The organism is Reyranella sp. (assembly GCF_036558665.1).
GTDB lineage: Bacteria > Pseudomonadota > Alphaproteobacteria > Reyranellales > Reyranellaceae > Reyranella.
Genome location: NZ_DATBFE010000170.1, coordinates 1 through 17824, shown reverse-complemented (window position 1 = coordinate 17824; position 17824 = coordinate 1). Strand labels below are relative to the sequence as shown.

Below are 17824 nucleotides of genomic sequence, written 5' to 3'. Positions count from 1 at the left end.
TGGTGGGCCTTCAAGGGCTCGGGGCGCAGGTCAGCGAGCGCGCCGGCCGTTCGCGTCCGTCACGACATCGAGTGGGCCAGGATTCAGCGCACCGCCTGGACAAGCCGCTGGACGACTTCGGGCGTGGGATGGCCGTCGGCGGGCAGGCCGACGCGCTTCTGGAACATGCGGACGGCCGAGCGAGTCTTGGGACCGAGCAGGCCGTCGGTCTCGTCGCTGTAGAGGCCGAGACGGGCGAGCCGCATCTGCATGTCGACCACCGTGTCGTGAGACAGGGGTTGGTCGTCGTCGGGCGGCGGCTGCTTCACGGCAGGCCCGCCTGCGATCTGCTGCGCCAGGATGCCGACCGCCAGGGCATAGAGCGTCGAACGGTTCCAGTTCATCACCGCCTTGAAGTTGGGATAGAGGATGAAGGCGGGCCCACGCCAGCCTGCCGGCAGAACGATCGACGAGAGTTCGTCGGAGCTCGGAAGCGGCTGGCCGTTCGCTCGCTTGACGCCCATCGACGCCCAGGCACGTACGGGCTTCTCGACCGTGGTATCGGCCTCCTCCAGCGGGAATCCCTGCGGCAAGAAGACTTCGTCACTCGAGGGCAGGCCGGGCCGGAAACCGATGCCGCGCAGGAAATTCGCGGCCGAGGCGAAGGCGTCCGGCATGCTGTTCCAGATATCGATACGGCCATTGCCATCGCGGTCGACGCCGTATTTGACGAAGGTCGAGGGCATGAATTGCATGTTGCCCATCGCGCCGGCCCACGAGCCGCGCATCTGCTGGCTCGTCATGCCGTTGGTCGACAGGATCTTGAGCGCCTGCACCGTCTCGTTGGAGAAGAAGGCGAGCCGCTTGGTCATGCAGGCGAGGGTCGCCACCGAGCGCACGACCTGGAAGTCGCCAAGATAGGCGCCGTAGTTGGTCTCCATGCCCCAGAAGGCGACAAGATACTGCGGCGCCACTCCATATTCGCGCGTAAGCGAGTCGAGGAGCGACCGGTACTGCGTGAGCTTCTGCTGGCCCTTGGCGATGCGCTCGAGGGTGACGGCGTTGCCGACATACTTGCCGTAGGTCAGCGTGAATTCCGGCTGTCGCGAATCGAGGTCGATCACCTTCTGGTCGGGCGTGAGGTTCTGGAAGGCGCGGTCGGCTACGGCGCCGGACACGCCCTGACGCCCCGCCTCGGCCTTGATGGCCTGCAGGCACTCACGGAACTCGCCCTCTTGCGCCCGGGCGGAGGCAAGGCTCTGCGTGGCGAGAAGGGCCGTCGTTGCGGCGAGCAGAGCTGTCTTGTTGAAGGGGGTCATTGCACGATTCTATCACGAGCCGGCGATGGTCATCCCCTCGATTCGCACGGTCGGCGCATTGGTCGAGCTCTTGAACTGGAGATCGTTGGCAGCGGTCATGTTGAGGAACATGTCCTTGAGATTGCCCGCGACCGTGATCCCGCTCACCGGCCAGGCGCGCTTGCCGTTCTCGATCCAGAAACCGGAGGCACCGCGGCTGTAGTCGCCCGTGACTCCGTTTACGCCGAAGCCGATCAGGTCCGTTATGTAGAGGCCGCTTTTGATGTCGGCGATCAGCTCGTCGACCGAAGGCTTGCCCTTCTCGAGATAGAAATTGGAGGTGGTCGGGCCGGGCGGCCCCGAGGTGCCGCGCGAGGCATGACCCGTCGGTGCGAGATTGAGCTGCCGCGCAGCGGCGAGATCGAGCAGCCACGTGGTGAGTACGCCATCATCGACGACAGCATATCGTTTGGTAGGCAAGCCCTCGGCGTCGAAGGGCCGACTGCCGAGACCACGCTTGCGATGCGGATTGTCGAGGATGCGGATGCCCGCGGCGAAGATCCGCTGCCCCATCCTGTCCTTGAGGAACGAGGTTCCGCGGGCCACCGAGCGGCCGTTGATGGCGCCTGCGAGATGGCCGATCAGTCCGCCGGAAACGCGGCGGTCGTAGACGACCGGCAGACGCGCATTCGGCGCCTTTCTTGGATTGAGGCGCTCGACGACGAACTTGCCGGCGTTGCGGCCCACCTTTGCCGGAGCCATCAGATCGTCGAAATGAACCGAGCTCGACCATTCATAGTCGCGCTCCATGCCGGTGCCTTCGCCAGCGACCACGGCGCAGGAAAGCGAATAACCGCTGCGGCGATAGCCCCCGGAAAAGCCGTTGCTGGCAGCGAGCATCACCGACGTGCGTCCCCAGGCGGCCTCCGCACCTTCTGAATTGGTGACGCCCTTCACGGCGCGTGCGGCGTCTTCAGTCTCGGCACAAAGCGCCAGCAGCGTCTTGGCCGAGGGCCGCCGGCGCTTGTCGTCGAGATCGAGATCGGGCCAATCGTGCGCCAGCAGTCCCTCCGGCGCGATGCCGCACACGGGATCCTCGGGCACGGCGCGCGCCATGTCGACCGCGCGTTCGGCCAGAGTGCGCAAGGCGGCCGGCGAGAAATCGGTCGAGGAGACGAAGGCCTGGCGTTTTCCCACGAACACGCGCAACCCGAGGTCACGCCCTTCGCTGCTCTCGAGCTTCTCGCGCTCGCCGAGTCGCTGCGACACCGAGACCGACTCGCCATTCACGTAAAGCGCATCGGCGGCATCGGCGCCGGCGGCCGTCGCCCATTGCATGAGATCGGCCAGGAGATTGGCGTCCGGCGTGGCGGCCGGACGCTTGCTGCGGGCGGGAGACTTCCTGTTCGCTTTCGCCATGTCCCGTTTTACGCGCTAACGGCCGCTCCCGTCGAGGTGGCGGGCGGCGCGGTTGGCCGCACAGGTGACGGCCTTGAGAGAGGCCGTGACGATGTTCGAATCCATGCCGACACCCCACAGAACGAGCCCGTCCCCCGTTTCGGCCTCGATGTAGCTCACCGCCTGCGCATCCTCGCCGGCGCCGGTGGCATGCTGGTGATAGTCGCGCACCTTGATGCGAATGCCGCAGTCCTTGGCCAGCGCCTCGACGTAGCCCGCGATCGGTCCGTTGCCATGGCCACTCACCTTTTTCTCCTGGCCGTTCACCCTTACCCTGGCATCGATCAGGCGCAGGTCCGGGTGGCCGGGCTCGGGAACGGTAGTGTGGCCCACGAAGTCGAATGGCGTGGCGTTCTCGAGATACTCCTTGCGGAATGTGTCCCAGATCAGCGTCGGCTGGATCTCTTTTCCCGACTCGTCGGCGATCTGCTGGATGGTCTTGGAGAACTCGACCTGGAGAAGGCGTGGCATGTCGATGCCGTAGTCGGTCTTCAGAATGTAGGCGATGCCACCTTTGCCCGACTGGCTGTTGATGCGGATGATCGCCTCGTAGCTGCGACCCAGATCGGCCGGATCGATCGGCAGGTAGGGGACCTCCCATACCTTGCTGTTCGAGGCCTGCAACGCCTTGAAGCCCTTGTTGATGGCGTCCTGGTGCGAGCCCGAGAAAGCGGTGAAGACCAGATCGCCGCCATATGGATGGCGCGGATGGACCGGCAGCTGGTTGCAGTACTCGACCGTCTGGCGAACCTCGTTGATGTTGGTGAAGTCGATCTCGGGATCCACGCCCTGCGTGAACATGTTGAGACCGAGCGTCACGAGGTCGACATTGCCGGTGCGCTCACCGTTGCCGAACAGGCAACCCTCGATGCGCTCGGCACCCGCCATGTAGCCAAGTTCCGCCGCCGCAACGCCGGTACCCCGATCATTGTGCGGATGCAGGCTGAGAATGAAGGAGTCGCGATACTTGAAGTTGCGATGGCACCATTCGATCTGGTCGGCGTAGATGTTGGCCGATGCCATCTCGACGGTCGCCGGCAGGTTGATGATCATCTTCCGCTGCGGCGTCGGGCGATAGACGTCGCCGACCGCGGCGCAGATGTCGCGTGCGAAGTCGAGCTCGGTGCCGGTGAAGCTTTCGGGTGAGTACTCGTAGACCCAGTCCGTCCCCGGATCGGCGTCGGCCAGTTGCTTCACGAGCCTGGCACCCGACACGGCGATGTCGATGATGCCGCTATAGTCCATGCCGAAGACGACGCGCCTCTGCAGCGTCGAGGTCGAGTTGTAGAGGTGGACGATGGCGCGCTTCGCGCCGCGGCAAGATTCGAAGGTGCGCTCGATCAGCTCAGGCCGGCTCTGCGTCAGCACCTGGATGGTGACGTCGTCGGGGACCATGTTCTTCTCGATCAGCTCGCGCACGAACTCGAAGTCCGTCTCCGACGCGGCCGGAAAGCCGACCTCGATTTCCTTGAACCCCATGCGGCAGAGGAGTTTGAACATCCGTGTCTTGCGATCGGAATCCATCGGTTCGATCAGCGCCTGGTTGCCGTCGCGCAGATCGACCGCGCACCAGATCGGCGGCTTGACGATGACCGCGTTCGGCCATCGTCGGTCCTTGAGCTGGATGGGGGGAAAGGGAACGTACTTCTCGCTGGCGGTCGGCATCATCGGTTTCTGGGGTGACATGCAAGACTCCTCGCGCCGCGCACGGCCTAAGGGCTAGGCGAAAACTGCGATAGATGGGAAGGGTGGCGGCGACTGGTGAAAGGAACGAGACGAACGACTTGTGATCCGCAAGGCCCCCGACAGCCGGAGCGGCGGATCAGCCAATAAGTCGAAGCGTCGTCAGTCGCAGCATGCGCGCACAATAGAGCGCTGCTGTCAGGAGTCAACTGCCGTGGAAATACCCGCCGGAGACGGGTCTCCGGCGGGGGTCCAGAGGGGACGAAGACGCCTACTGCAGCGGGATATTGAAGTTGAGGTTCATGCTCGCGGGGCCCGGGTTCGAGTACATCGGCGGAGCATAGAAGGCCGGCGGCGGGGCCATCATGACCGGGCGCTCGACGACCACCGGACGATGAACGTAGACCGGTCGCTCCTCGACGACGCGGCGTTCGATGATGCGTTCATGCCCGCGATGCCAACCATGATCCCAGTGGCGTCCGTGATCCCAGTCGTCGTGCGCCTGGGCGGCGCCGGCGAAGGCGAGGACAAGGGAACCGAAGAGGGCAGCGCCGACCGACAGCTTGTTCACGACACGCATGGGCAACCTCCATTGACATCAGAGGTACGAAGCATGCCCCGCCAAGCTTCCCCGGAAAGATTTGGGCATTTTCGCCACGATTGGCCGGCTGCGAGTTGGCAATGGGGTGATCGCTGCTCAGCGGAGGGGAATATTGAAATTGAGGTTGAGGTCGGCAGGCGGCCCGTAAAACATCGGCTCGGGCGAATAGACCACCGGCGGCGGCGCATAGTATCGCGGACCGTAATATCGAGGCACGTAACCGTAGTAGCGCACCGGCGCCCACGAATAGCGAGGAGCCCAATGGTGCCAATGATGCCAGTGCTTGTAGGGCCGTGCTTCGGCACTCGCGCCGGCCGCGACTACCGTCAAGGCTGCAACGGCAAGGGCGATTGAGGCTCGACCCGGTCGACTTCCGAAGATGTTGCGCATGGCAACCTCCTTTCGCGATCGATAACGCCAGCTGTTCTCGAAAGATCAGAATCGAATATGACTTCGGCAGGGAATTTCGCAGCCGCATTCCGCCATGTTTCGCACCCCGCCCGGCGGTGGCTAAGATGGGGCAGGCGTAGATCGTGGGAGGAAGACAAGATGGCAGGGCCGCTGGCCGGAGTACGCATTCTCGATTGCACGACGGTCGTGCTGGGCCCGTGGGCGGCGCAGCAGCTCGGCGATCTCGGCGCCGACGTGATCAAGATCGAGCCCCCGGAAGGCGACACGACACGTCAGCTCGGACCAGCGCGCCATCCCGGCATGGCGGCCTTCTATCTCGGCTGTAATCGCTCCAAGCGCTCGATCGTGCTCGATCTCAAGCAGGAGGCCGGCCGCAAGGCACTGTTCAAGCTCGCCGAGACCGCCGACGTGCTGATGCACAACTACCGGCCCGAGCCCGCCAGGCGGCTGGGCGTGGAATACGAGGCCTTCGAGAAGATCAATCCGCGGCTGGTCTATCTCGCCACCTACGGCTATCGCTCGGCCGGACCGCTCGGGCCGAAGGCTGCGTATGACGACATCATCCAGGCGGGCTCCGGTCTCGCCTCGCTGCAGAGCGTGGTCGCGGGCCAGCCGCGCTTCCTGCCGACCATCGTCGCCGACAAGACGAGCTCCAACGGAGTCGTATCGGCGCTGCTGGCCGCCCTCTATGCCCGCGAGAAGACCGGCCAGGGCCAGGCCGTCGAGGTGCCAATGTACGAGACCCTGGTCTCGTTCGTGATGGTCGAGCATCTTTACGGCGAAAGCTTCCGGCCGGCGCTCGAGACGGCGGGCTACAAGCGCGTCCTCAACAAGGAGCGCCGGCCCTATGCGTCGAAGGACGGATACTTCGCGCTGCTACCCTACACCGACGGCCACTGGAAGGAATTCTGCACCCTGATCGGCCGCGACGATCTTGCCGGAGATCCGCGCTTCACGACGCTCGCCATTCGCCTCAAGAACGTCGAGGCCTACTACGCCACGCTGGCCGAGATCTGCGCCATGCGCACCAATGCAGAATGGGTCGAGCTTCTGAAGAACTCCAACGTGCCGCACGGGCCCGTCAACACGCTGGAGGATCTGTTCGTCGATCCTCAGCTCAAGGCCACCGAATTCTGGAAGGAAGTCGAGCATCCGAGCGAAGGCAAGCTGCGCATGCCCGATATTCCGCCGCGCTTCAGCAGGACCAAGCCCGAGATCACGCGCCTGCAACCGCGTCTTGGCGAGCACAGCATCGAGGTGTTGCGCGAGGCCGGCTACAGCGGCGCCGACATCGATGCAATGCTGAAATCCGGCGCGACGAAGACCGCTTGAAACAATCCGTTCCGTTGTCGATCACGCTGCCGCGAACTTGAGCGCTGACGAACAAGCGCCCGCGAGAAGTCGCGGGCGCTTGTTCGAAGGGTGATCGCGATCAGGCTGCCGGAGACGGCGGCGGCTCGGTCGCCGGCGGACGGTTGCGACGCTCGGCCATGAACTGGTCGAACTCGGCGCGATCCTTGGCGGAGCGCAGCTTGTCGAGGTAGTCGCGGAACTCGCGCTGTTCCTCGTCGAGCTTGCGCAGCGTCTCCTCGCGATACTCGTCGAAGGCGACGTTGCCGCTGGAGCGATCGCCCCAGCGATGGCGACGGCGCCAGGCACGAAATTCCTCGCGAGCTTCGCGACCCTCGGGCGTGTACCAGCGGCCGTAATGGCCATGCTTCCAGCACGACATGCGTCCACTCCATTTCAGATAGATGAGCAGGCCGAGGCCAACCGGCCAGAAAACGATGAAGCCGAGCACCACAAGCGCGATCCAGGCCGCCTTGGGTACATCGTCCAGTCTTTCCATCAGGCCGTAGTACATGGATGGCCTCCTCCAAGCGGGTTAACGATGTAAATGTTAACGACATTTACATTGGGCCTTCGACCTCAGGGAGTCAAGACCGGTCCGGGCGATTTCAGTTCTTTTGTGGAAAACCCAGTCCCTGCAGGTAGATGAGCATCGCTGACTCAAGTAGTTCCTCGGCCGTCATTGGCAAGGTGCGCCGGCCGGCATCGCCACGGCCGAACAGCGAGGCGATGCCGTGCGCCATCGACCAGAGATGAAGGCTCATCATCAGCGCAGGCGGCCGTCCTCTCGGCGGCAAGTTCGCCGCCAGCGTCTCGGCCGCCCCGCGCAGCACTGCGAAGGCGCGATCGCCGGCCGCGCGCAGCTCGGGACTGAGATCGGGCGGCAGGCCCGACTCGAACATCGCCGCGTAATAAGCCGGCTCGCTGCGCGCGAAGGCGAGGTAGGCACGGCCGACGTTGTTGAAGGCGGTGAGGGGATCGGGTTTGCCATTCGCCCAGCCGGCGGTGAGCATTGCCTCGAAGCGCTGAAAGCCTTCACGCGCCACATCGGCCAGGAGCGCCTCGCGATCACGGAAATGGCGATAGGGCGCGGCGGGGCTGACGCCGGCTGAACGAGCAGCATCGGCGAAGGTGAAGCCTGCCGGGCCCTTCTCCTTGATCAGTTCGCGTGCGGCCTGGATCAGCGCCTCGCGCAGGTTGCCGTGGTGATACGCGCCCTCGCGGGCGCGCCGTTTCCAGCTCATGTTAACGAAGTTTACATTAGCGCGGACGCTGCCCAAAGTGTCGAAATCGACCAGAGAGGCCGGCCGATCGAGTGGAGGGAACTTTGGAACTGTGGACGACGGGCGTCGCCTCGGCGCGTGGCAGCGTGCGCACCGCGCGCGAAATCGAGGCCGACGGCTGGGACGGCATGCTGGTGGTCGATTCGCAGAATCTCTCGGGCGATCCCTACGTCTCCCTCGCGCTCGCAGCGACCGCCACGACCCGGATCGGGCTCGGCACCGGGGTCACGAACTCGGTGACGCGCCATGCCGCCGTGACGGCAACAGCGATCACCAGCGTCAACCGGATCTCGGACGGCCGCGCCGTGCTCGGGATCGGGCGCGGTGATTCAGCGCTGGCCCATCTCGGTCGGGCACCGGCGCGCCTTGCCCAGTTCGAGCGCTACCTGCGGAACCTGCAACGCTACCTGCGCGGCGAGGCGGTGGGCTTCGAGGAGATCGACATTCCGGGCGACGTCGCGCCGCCTATGGCCGGGCTCCGCCTGCACGACGCGCCATCGGCGAGTCGCATCGACTGGATTGCCGGCGGCGCCAAGGTACCGGTCGAGGTGGCCGCGAGCGGCCCCAAGGTCATTGCGATGGCTGCCCTGCATGCCGAGCGGGTGATGTTCGCCCTTGGCGCCGACCTCGAGCGGTTGTCCTGGGGTATCGGGCTGGCCAGGCAGGCTCGCACGGATGCCGGCCTCGATCCCGATGGCGTCGCCTTCGGCGCCTACGTCAATCTCGGCTGCCACGGCGACATCAAGGCGGCACGGGATCTCGTACGGGGCGGATTGACGACCTTTGCCCGCTTTTCGGTGATGCACGGCAAGGCCAACGGGCCGGTGGTGGCGGCCGACCGCGCCGTGCTCGAGGCGCTGCGCACCAATTACGACATGCGCGCCCATACGCGCGCGGATTCTCGTCAGGCCGGAACGCTGACCGACGATTTCATCGATCGCTTTGCCATCGTCGGCTCGCCCGAGCGTTGCATCGAACGACTCCGATCGCTGCGCGTGCTTGGCCTCGACAAGCTGGCGATCAACAGCCGCGCGCGCGGCGCTTCGGCGGACGACAGCGCCGTGAGCCGGCAGCTCGTGGTGCGCGAGATCCTGCCCGCGATGCGGCAATGAGCAATGCCTATCGCGGTGACTCGTCGCTCAGGATCTCGTCGGTGACGCGGTTCATGAGTCTCTCTTCCTCGCCGATCAGCCGCTTTTTGCGCCAGTCGCCTTTGGCGAAGACCGCGACCGTAATGAAGAAGATGAGCACCGCCGAGATCGGCAGTGACCAGTAGATCCCGTCGACGCCGAGCGAGGTCTGCTTGGACAGGATGTAGGCGACGGGCAACTGCAGCACCCACGTCGAAACGACGGTCAACAGCATGCTCACCATCATGCTGCCGGCCGCACGGAAAACGCCGATGAGGGCGAATTGCGCGCCGTAAAAGCCCCAGCTCAAGGCCATGATGCGCAGGAAACGCGCACCCTCGGCGATGACCTCGGCATCGTTGGGCACGAAGAAGGCGATGAGCGGCGAGGCAATCAGGAAGACGAGAAGGCCGAAAGCCGTGAGGACCCAGAAGCCCAGCGCGGCCCCCAGCCTGCCGATCCGCTCCGCCCGATCGACTTTGCCGGCGCCGATGTTCTGGCCGGCGAGGGCGGCGACCGCGATCGACAGGCCGATGCCGGGAATGATGGCGACGGCCTGCAGGACGTTGCCGCCGACGCCGTAGGCGGCAAGGCTCAAGGTCCCGAAACTGGTCACCAGGAAGGTCATCACCATGAGCGCCAGCGCACGTGCCGACATGTCGATCGATGCCGGCAGGCCGAGGAAGAACGCACGTTTAATGTGCTGGAAATCGGGGATCAGGTCGGCTGCATGAACATGGATGCCATGGGCGCCGCGGCGCAGGATCGCGATGCCGATGAGCGAGGCGAGGCACTGCGTGACGAGCGTGGTGAGCGCCGCGCCCATCACGCCATGGCCCGGGATCGGCCCCCAGCCGAAGATCATCAGCGGGTTCAGCGCGAAGTTCAGGAAAACCGTGCCGAGCACGATATAGACCGGCAGCGCCGGCCGCCCGATGCTGCGCATGATCCCCTGGAAGACGAAAAAGGAGAAGTTGAACACCAGGCCAAGGAACGACACGCGCATGAAGCCGAGCGCCCCGCCATAGACGTCGGGCCCGACTCCCATCAGCCGCAGCAACAGCGGCGCCAGGGCATAGCCGATCGCGCCGAGGACGATTGCCGCCAGTACCACCATGAGCAGCGTCTGGCCTGCGACATGGCCCACCATCTTCTCGTTGCGCGCGCCGACATACTGCGCGATCAGTGTCGAGCCCGCGATGGAGAGGCCCGCGCCCACCGCGACCATCAGGAACATGACGGGAAAGCTCACCGAGACCGCGGCCACCGCCGCGCCGCCCAGCCGTCCCACCCAGAAGGCATCGATGATCTGGTAGGCCGACTGCAGCACGTTCGCGAGCACGATCGGCACGGCAAGCGTCAGCAGTGAACGAAGGATCGGCCCTTCGAGGAGCTTGTCGTTGGACGGCGGCACGGCAGCGATATAGGGGATCGAAGGGGGCCAGGGGAGGACTTTATCGCCAGATCTTTCTTCCGCTGCCCGGCAGGCCGAGTTCGCTCCACATCGCGTCGACCCTGTCGATGACGGCCTGGTCCATCCGGATCTGGCGGCCCCAATCGCGGCTGGTTTCGCCGGGGAGCTTGTCGGTCGCGTCCAGTCCAATCTTGGAGCCGAGGCCGGAGACGGGCGAGGCGAAGTCGAGATAGTCGATTGGGGTGTTCTCGATCAGGGTGATGTCGCGCGCCGGATCCATGCGCGTCGAGATCGCCCACATCACGTCCTTCCAGTTGCGCGCATCGACGTCGGCATCGACCACGATCACCCACTTGGTGTACATGAACTGCCGCAGATACGACCAGACGCCCATCATCACGCGCTTGGCGTGGCCGGCGTAGGCCTTCTTCATCGACACGACCGCGATCCGGTAGCTGCAGCCTTCGGGCGGCAGCCAGAAGTCGACGATCTCGGGGAACTGCTGCTGGAAGAGGGGAATGAAGACCTCGTTCAGCGCCTCGCCCAGAACCGACGGCTCGTCGGGCGGCCGTCCGGTGAAGGTCGAGAGATAGATCGGCTGGCGCCGCATGGTGATGGCCGAGAGCGTGAAGACCGGGAACTTCTCGACGCTGTTGTAGTAGCCTGTGTGATCGCCATACGGCCCTTCATCGCCATAGGCATCGAGGCTGACATGGCCTTCGAGCACGATCTCGGCCTCGGCCGGCACCTTGAGGGGTACGGTCCTGCAATCGACCAGGTCGACCTTCTTGCCGCGCAGGAGGCCCGCGAACTGATATTCCGACAGTGTGTCGGGCACGGGCGTGACGGCCGCAAGGATCGTGCCGGGATCAGCGCCGATCACCGCGGCGACCGGCAAGGGCTCGCGCTTGCCTGCCCCCTTCCAGCGCTGGTGATGCTGTGCGCCGCCGCGATGCTTCAGCCAGCGCATCAAGGTCGTGTCCTTGCCCGTGACCTGAAGGCGGTAGATGCCGAGATTGAAGCCGTCCTGCCGGTCTTCCTTCGGCTTCGGCCCTTGTGTCACGATCAGCGGCCAGGTGATGAGCGGCGCCGGCTCGTCTGGCCAGCAGGTCTGGACGGGCAGGCGCCGAAGATCGATATCGCCGCCTTTCAGCACGACTTCCTGGCAAGGTGCGGTGCTCACGGTCCTGGGCTTCATTGCCATGACCGTGCGCAGCAGGGGCAGCATGTCGAGCGCTTCGCGCCAGCCGCCCGGCGGCTCGGGCTGGCGCAGAAAGGCAAGCGTTTCGCCGACCTGGCGCAGCTGGTGTGGCTCGCGGTCCATGCCCCAGGCGACCCGCTCGACGGTGCCGAACAGATTGACCAGCACCGGGATCTCCGAACGCGTACCGTCCGCGCGCACGACGTTCTCGAACAGCACGGCGGGGCCTCTTTCGGCCAGCAGCCGCGTCTGGATCTCGGTCATCTCCAGGTTCGGCGATACAGGTGCTTTCACGCGCACCAGTCGACCGGCCTGTTCGAGGCGCGCGATGAAATCGCGCAGCGAGGCGTAGGGCATGCGGCTCTTTAAAGGAGTTACCCGAAAGTTGTCATCCTGAGGCCGCAGGCCGAAGGACCTTTATGGCCGCCGGCAAAGATGCTTCGCTCCGCCCGGCATGACAATTGTACCTACCGAATTCGAGGACCTGCTGAACCGCAATGGCCGCAAGGTGCTGACCGGCACGCACGCTCTATGCGGCTCGCTGGCCGATCCCCGTACGCGCTTCGTGATCGCCGACGATCTGCTCGATCGCGCCAGGATTGCCCGCCTGCGGACGACCCTGGAGCAGCAGCTGTCGGAGACGCTCGAGCCGCTGGCCAAGCCGATCCCGCCCGAAAGCATCTGGGACATGCGCCGCGACTACGCCGAGCTGCTGCCCAAGACGGCGCGTGCACGGACGATCTTCTTCGAGAGCCGCCGCGAACGGGGCGTGAAGATGGCCGATCGGATCGGGCTGCTGCGGCTGATGCGCTCGCAAAGCTTTCGCGCCTTTGCCGAAGCGCTGGCCGGCCGCAAGCTGGCGTCGGGTTGGGGTCTGCAGGTGCTGCGCTACGGTTCCGGCGACTATTCCGGCCCGCACAACGATCATCATCCAGAAAACAAGCGCGCGGCTCGCGGTTATATCGACCTGCATGTCGGTCTTTGCGCACCGGGCGTCGCGCACCAATGGCTGGTCTACAGCCGTGCCGGCCATTTCAGCGAGATCGTCTCGGTGACCGCGCCGGCTACGGTAACGGCCTATCGCCTGCCGTTCTGGCACTACACCACGCCGCTGGTCGGCAAGCCTGGCGCCGGGCGTTGGGTGCTGTTGGGGACTTTTCTCTTTGCTAATGCACACCGACAGGCACGACGCTGATCGAATTGCGTGGGCTGCCTTCGAAGATGCGGTCGGTATAGGTGAGATAGACCAGCGCCCGGCGCTTGGCGTCCCAGAAACGCACGACCTGGGTCGACTTGAAGATCAGCGAGGCGCGCTCACTGAACACTTCGTGCGGGCTTCTGAGTTTGCCGAGTCGCGTCTCGTCGATAGGACCAACCTGGCGGCAGGCGATCGACGACTCACCCGGATCCTCGGCGACGCCGATTGCCCCTTTGATGCCGCCGGTGCGGGCATGCGAGAAATAGCAGGTGACGCCGGGCACGTCTGGATCGTCGAACGCCTCGACCACGATCTTGTCGTTGGGCCCGATCCACTTGAAGCGATAGCCGACGGAGCCGATCTCGTCGGCCAGCGCCGGCACGGCCAGCAGTGACAGCAGCAGGGCGAGGAGAAAACGGCGCATCGTCAGGCTCCTTGGACCGCGAGATCCGGATGACCGCGGATAGATGGTGACCGCGTGCCATCCTGCCAAGGCAGGCAGGCGCGAGTCAGGCGGCCCGCAGGCCTTCCCTGGGGACCTCGCCGCCCGCCTCGCCGACGGCGGCGCGGTATTCCTTCTCGGAGGAGAAGGGGGCGATCTTGGGGAAGTCCTTCTTCCTGCCGCGCCGGATGGCGCCGCTGCCGGGCTCGACGATCAGGAGCTCGCCCTCGCGGCCGAGGAGTGGAATCTGCCGCTTCCAGCGCGAATAGACGCGCCGCGCCGAGGCAGAGAAGTCGACATAGGTCGTGAACTCGCTCGGATCCTTGACGAACATCGCCTCGTAGGTCGCGATGAATTCCTGCACGAACTTTTTGTCGACGATCTCGAGGTTCGACATCATCCAGCAACGATCCTCGAACACCCAATAGGTGCCGAGGCCGACGAACTCCTTCTGCCGCGTGAGGTAGGGATAGAAGGGAAAGCCGCGGCACGCGATAGTGCGGTTGTCACGCTCGCAATGTCGCGCCCCTTTGCAATGGATGGCCATGCAGTCCGGCGTGAGCTCGGCCACGATCTGACGCGTGGCATAGTCGTACGGCTTGAACTTCGACCAAAGATCGGTGCGCTCCTTGAGCAGGTCGAACTCGACCTTGTGCACGACCGGCACGGCGTTGTCCGTCGAGCAGCAGACCGGGGAACCGCCATTCAGCGGCGCGCACTTGCGGCCGCAGTCGAAGCGGGAGATCGGAGCGGTGAACCCGTCGTAGAGAGCGGCGAAATCGGCGGGTGTGATGGTCGCCTTCGGGGGCTTCTTTGACATGCAGCGGCCGTGTAGCCGAAACGGATGTGAAAGAACAGCGAAGGAATTCTGACGGCCGACTAAGGATGAGGCAAGACCCGCCAAACGACGGTTTCGCGCATGCCGCGGTTCTCGAGCTGCAGCGATGTCGGGATCCGGTAGCGGGCGCGTTCCTCGAGGCCTTGCGCACTGAAGTAGTTGCGGCCGGGATCGCCCAGCAGGACGAGACGGCCGGCGCGGGCATGGCTGCGCAGCCAGGCGAGGGCACGTGCCGACATCTCGCGCTCGTAGCAGACGTCGCCGGCGATCACGACATCGGCTTCGGGTGCGGCGTCGGAGCCGGCGAGCCAGTCGTCGGCATTGACATCAAAGGCGAGGCCGTTGGCCGTGGCATTGAGGCGGGCCGCGACCAAAGAAAGGGTGTCGATGTCGTTGGCCAGCACCGACGCCGCCCCGGCTTGTGCCGCGGCCATCGAGGAGATTCCGGACCCTGCAGCAAGATCGATGACACGTCGGCCCCGCACCGCGTCGGGATGGTCGAGCAGATACCGCGCAATCGCCTGCCCGCCGGGCCAGCAGAAGGCCCAGTAAGGCGGGTCGATGTTGTGCTTCTCCATCCAGGCCTCGGTCGCCTGCCAGATGGGGACATATTCGCTGGCGAGCCACAGCTTGAATTCGGGCACCATGGCCGGCGCCTCGAGGGCGGTGTTGGCGCGAATGAAGCCCTCGGGATCGGCCGGCAGACGCGCCATCAGCCGAATTGACCGGCGACAATGGCGCCAAGCATCAACCAGCCGACCTGCGCATTGGCTCTGAACTTGGCCAGGCAATCGGGCTGGTCGTGCGGTTTCAAGTCGACGATCTGCCAGCCAAAGTGCCCGGCGACCACGAGCAGCACAATGAAATAGGGCAGATGCAGCGGCGCAAGAATGCCGGCCGAGGCCCAGAGCGCGACGGCGAGAACGGCGAACAGCGTAAGCCACAGCCGGGCAGCGCCGGCAAAGCGTCGTGCCGTCGAGCGTACGCCGACGATCGCATCGTCGCGCTGGTCCTGCATGGCGTAGATCGTGTCGTAGACCATGGTCCAAGCGACGCCGCCCAAATAGAGCGCGATGGTTGCCCAGGAAAGCGTGCCGGTGACCGCGGCATAACCGAGCAAGGCCCCCCAGTTGAAGGCAAAGCCCAGCACCGCCTGCGGCCAGGAGGTGACGCGCTTCATCAGCGGGTAGATCGCGACGATCGCGAGCGAGGCCAGACCCACCAGCACCGCGACCTTGTTGAACTTGAACAGGATTATCCCACCCACCAGCGCCTGCAGGGCCATCCAGACGACCGCGCTCCGCAGGCGCACCTCGCCCGAGGGCAGCGGCCGGCTGCGCGTTCGCTCGACCTCGGCGTCGATCTTGCGGTCGAGGATGTCGTTCCAGGTGCAGCCGGCGCCGCGCATGGCAAGCGCACCGAGTGCGAACAAGACCATCCAGCCGAGCAGGTGCGGCCAGTCGCGGCCGACCGCCAACGCCAGCGACCACCAGCAGGGGAAGAGCAGCAGCCAGGTGCCGATCGGCCGGTCCCAGCGTGCAAGGCGACCGAACGGCCGCATGGCCGGCGGAAGATAGCGTAGCGACCAGTGCTGCCGGTCGATGTCGGTGAAGCCGGTTGTCCGATCGGCGGGCATGGCCTCATCATGGCGGCAAGCAAGCAGGAGTTCCATGAGCGTATCGCGCCTGTTCACCGAGGCCGACCTCGCGCGAGGTGTCGAGGCGCCGCTCGGCGGGGCTCAGGCCCACTATCTGCGCCACGTCATGCGCCACGAGGAGGGGGCCAGGCTGCTGCTGTTCAACGGTCGCGACGGCGAGTGGAACGCGACCTTGTCGCTGCGCGGCAAGAAGTCCGCGGCGGCGATCGTCGAGACGCAGACGCGCCCGCAGGCGGCCGAGCCCGATCTCTGGCTCTGCTTCGCTCCGGTCAAGAGCGCGCGCATCGACTTGGTCGCCGAGAAGGCCACCGAGCTCGGCGTCGCGGTGCTGCAACCGGTTTTTACCCGGCACACGGCCGTTGCGCGTGTCAACGTGGAACGCCTGCGTGCAGGCGCGATCGAGGCGGCGGAACAGACCGAACGTCTTACGGTGCCCGAAGTACGCGCGCCGGTCGAGCTCGGTGGCCTGATCGACCGGTGGCCGGTCGGCCGGCGATTGCTGATGTGCGATGAGACGGGCGGGGGACCGCCGATCGCCGAAGCCCTGACGGCGCTCGATCCGGCCGCCCGACGTGACCCTTGGGCAATCCTGATCGGGCCGGAGGGCGGCTTCGCTCGAGCCGAGCTCGAAGCGCTGCGTCGCATGAAGGATGTAACGTCTGTTGGGCTCGGTCCGCGCATCCTGCGCGCCGACACGGCGGCGCTCGCGGCGCTTGCCTGTTGGCAGGCGATGCTTGGCGATTGGGGCAAGCCGACGCCACGTTTGGCCAGTGATTACCGCACCTCCAGGACTAGCCGTTGAGTGCTTGCGCTCGCCCCCGCCGATGTGGGAGAGGGGGAATCGAACACCATGAACCAGTCGCGTCCTCGCGTGAGAATTCTTCATGCGAGTCGCGCCGTCTCCGGTGACACCGTCCTGGGGCGATACAGGGAGCCATCACCGCATGTCCGCACCACCATCGGGCGGCGGCACGCCGATCACGAATCGGCGGCAGCTGATCGACTACTTCGCTGCCGGCAACAAGCCTCGGGCGCAGTGGCGCATGGGCACCGAGCACGAGAAGTTCGGCTTCGACAAGAAGTCCCTGAAGCCGGTTCCCTATGACGGGCCGGCCGGCGTGCGCATGGTGCTGGAAGGCTTGACGCGCTTCGGCTGGGAGCCGGTGGTCGAGGGCAACAATCCGATCGCGCTGGCACGCGGCAAGGCCAACATCACGCTCGAGCCCGGCGGGCAGTTCGAGCTTTCGGGCGCGCCGCTCGAGACGCTGCACGAGACGGCGGCAGAGAACGCCCAGCACCTCGACGAGGTCAAGGAGGTCGCGGGCGAGCTCGGCGTCGGCTATATCGGCCTCGGCTTCGCGCCGCAGTGGAAGCGCGAGGACGTCCATTGGATGCCCAAGGGACGCTACAAGATCATGCGCGACTACATGCCCAGGAAGGGCAAGCTCGGTCTCGACATGATGCTGCGCACCTGCACCGTGCAGACCAACCTCGACTACCTGTCCGAAGCCGACATGATCAAAAAGTTCCGGGTCAGTCTCGCGTTGCAGCCGGTGGCGGTGGCGCTCTTCGCCAATTCGCCCTTTGTCGAGGGCCGGCCGTCGGGGCGGCTCAGCGAGCGCAGCCATGTCTGGACCGACACTGACCCCGACCGCTGCGGCACCCTGCCGTTCGTGTTCGAGCCGGGTTTCGGCTTCGAGCACTATGTCGATTACATGCTCGACGTGCCGATGTACTTCGTCTACCGCGACGGCCGTTACATCGACGCGAGCGGCCAGTCGTTCCGCGACTTTCTCGCGGGACGCCTGCCGGCCTTGCCGGGCGAGATCCCGCGGCTCGGCGACTGGACCGACCATCTGACCACCGCTTTTCCCGAGGTGC

The 17824-nt window shown here is 65.3% G+C and carries 18 protein-coding genes; 5 read left to right on the top strand and 13 right to left on the bottom strand.

The features are described 5' to 3' along the window. Window positions 1–83: 83 nt before the first annotated feature. The 5 genes from VH499_RS24210 to VH499_RS24190 form a co-directional block, all read right to left on the bottom strand. Window positions 84–1298: a lytic murein transglycosylase gene (locus VH499_RS24210; protein ID WP_332055341.1), complete on the bottom strand. Its 1215-nt coding sequence runs from the start codon at window positions 1296–1298 to the stop codon at window positions 84–86. 12 nt (window positions 1299–1310) lie between these two features. Continuing rightward, on the bottom strand, window positions 1311–2696 hold the full coding sequence (locus tag VH499_RS24205) for a TldD/PmbA family protein (RefSeq protein WP_332055340.1): 1386 nt from the start codon (window positions 2694–2696) through the stop codon (window positions 1311–1313). A gap of 15 nt (window positions 2697–2711) precedes the next feature. Next, on the bottom strand, window positions 2712–4421 hold the full coding sequence (leuA, locus tag VH499_RS24200) for a 2-isopropylmalate synthase (RefSeq protein ID WP_332055339.1): 1710 nt from the start codon (window positions 4419–4421) through the stop codon (window positions 2712–2714). Between the two features lie 268 nt (window positions 4422–4689). Next, window positions 4690–4998: a hypothetical protein gene (locus tag VH499_RS24195; RefSeq protein ID WP_332055338.1), complete on the bottom strand. Its 309-nt coding sequence runs from the start codon at window positions 4996–4998 to the stop codon at window positions 4690–4692. A gap of 117 nt (window positions 4999–5115) precedes the next feature. After that, complete coding sequence (locus tag VH499_RS24190; protein ID WP_332055337.1) at window positions 5116–5409, bottom strand: hypothetical protein; 294 nt, start codon at window positions 5407–5409, stop codon at window positions 5116–5118. 159 nt (window positions 5410–5568) lie between these two features. On the opposite strand from VH499_RS24190, the gene VH499_RS24185 reads away from it, so the two are divergent. Then, window positions 5569–6762 (top strand): CoA transferase, encoded by a 1194-nt coding sequence (locus VH499_RS24185; RefSeq protein ID WP_332055336.1) that lies wholly within the window; start codon window positions 5569–5571, stop codon window positions 6760–6762. 100 nt (window positions 6763–6862) lie between these two features. Here VH499_RS24185 and VH499_RS24180 read toward each other — a convergent pair whose 3' ends face one another. Both VH499_RS24180 and VH499_RS24175 read right to left on the bottom strand, forming a co-directional pair. Beyond that, on the bottom strand, window positions 6863–7294 hold the full coding sequence (locus VH499_RS24180; RefSeq protein ID WP_332055335.1) for a DUF2852 domain-containing protein: 432 nt from the start codon (window positions 7292–7294) through the stop codon (window positions 6863–6865). A 94-nt stretch (window positions 7295–7388) separates the two neighbouring features. Then, on the bottom strand, window positions 7389–8024 hold the full coding sequence (locus VH499_RS24175) for a TetR/AcrR family transcriptional regulator (protein WP_332055334.1): 636 nt from the start codon (window positions 8022–8024) through the stop codon (window positions 7389–7391). An 83-nt stretch (window positions 8025–8107) separates the two neighbouring features. Here VH499_RS24175 and VH499_RS24170 point away from each other — a divergent pair, with 83 nt between their 5' ends. After that, window positions 8108–9175, top strand: a complete 1068-nt coding sequence (locus tag VH499_RS24170; protein WP_332055333.1) for an LLM class flavin-dependent oxidoreductase — start codon at window positions 8108–8110, stop codon at window positions 9173–9175. A 7-nt stretch (window positions 9176–9182) separates the two neighbouring features. Here the strand turns inward: VH499_RS24170 and VH499_RS24165 are convergent, their stop codons facing one another. Beyond that, a complete protein-coding gene (locus tag VH499_RS24165) occupies window positions 9183–10607 on the bottom strand; it encodes an MATE family efflux transporter (RefSeq protein ID WP_332055332.1) in 1425 nt (474 codons plus the stop codon). Window positions 10608–10647: 40 nt separating this feature from the next. Continuing rightward, window positions 10648–12165, bottom strand: a complete 1518-nt coding sequence (locus tag VH499_RS24160; protein ID WP_332055331.1) for a UbiD family decarboxylase — start codon at window positions 12163–12165, stop codon at window positions 10648–10650. Window positions 12166–12262: 97 nt separating this feature from the next. Between VH499_RS24160 and VH499_RS24155 the strand changes: the two genes are divergently transcribed. Further along, window positions 12263–13003 carry a hypothetical protein gene (locus tag VH499_RS24155; RefSeq protein ID WP_332055330.1) on the top strand — a complete coding sequence of 247 codons (741 nt, stop codon included), beginning with the start codon at window positions 12263–12265 and terminating at the stop codon, window positions 13001–13003. On the opposite strand, the gene VH499_RS24150 is transcribed toward VH499_RS24155, so the two are convergent. The 4 genes from VH499_RS24150 to ubiA all read right to left on the bottom strand — a co-directional run bounded on the left by VH499_RS24150 (window position 12975) and on the right by ubiA (window position 15922). Continuing rightward, window positions 12975–13436 carry a CreA family protein gene (locus tag VH499_RS24150; RefSeq protein ID WP_414709835.1) on the bottom strand — a complete coding sequence of 154 codons (462 nt, stop codon included), beginning with the start codon at window positions 13434–13436 and terminating at the stop codon, window positions 12975–12977. The genes VH499_RS24155 and VH499_RS24150 overlap by 29 nt on opposite strands. Window positions 13437–13515: 79 nt before the next feature. Continuing rightward, window positions 13516–14268 (bottom strand): hypothetical protein, encoded by a 753-nt coding sequence (locus tag VH499_RS24145; protein WP_332055328.1) that lies wholly within the window; start codon window positions 14266–14268, stop codon window positions 13516–13518. 59 nt (window positions 14269–14327) lie between these two features. Then, window positions 14328–14999, bottom strand: coding sequence for a class I SAM-dependent methyltransferase (locus VH499_RS24140; RefSeq protein WP_332055327.1), 672 nt, complete (start codon window positions 14997–14999; stop codon window positions 14328–14330). Beyond that, window positions 14999–15922: a 4-hydroxybenzoate octaprenyltransferase gene (gene ubiA, locus VH499_RS24135; RefSeq protein ID WP_332055326.1), complete on the bottom strand. Its 924-nt coding sequence runs from the start codon at window positions 15920–15922 to the stop codon at window positions 14999–15001. The genes VH499_RS24140 and ubiA overlap by 1 nt, the downstream gene beginning before the upstream one ends. Before the next feature lie 34 nt (window positions 15923–15956). Here ubiA and VH499_RS24130 point away from each other — a divergent pair, with 34 nt between their 5' ends. Further along, the gene (locus VH499_RS24130; protein ID WP_332055325.1) at window positions 15957–16745 is read left to right on the top strand and encodes a 16S rRNA (uracil(1498)-N(3))-methyltransferase; all 789 of its coding nucleotides are present in this window, start codon (window positions 15957–15959) and stop codon (window positions 16743–16745) included. Window positions 16746–16887: 142 nt separating this feature from the next. Next, the coding region (locus tag VH499_RS24125; protein WP_332055324.1) for a glutamate--cysteine ligase at window positions 16888–17824 on the top strand (937 nt) is incomplete at its 3' end.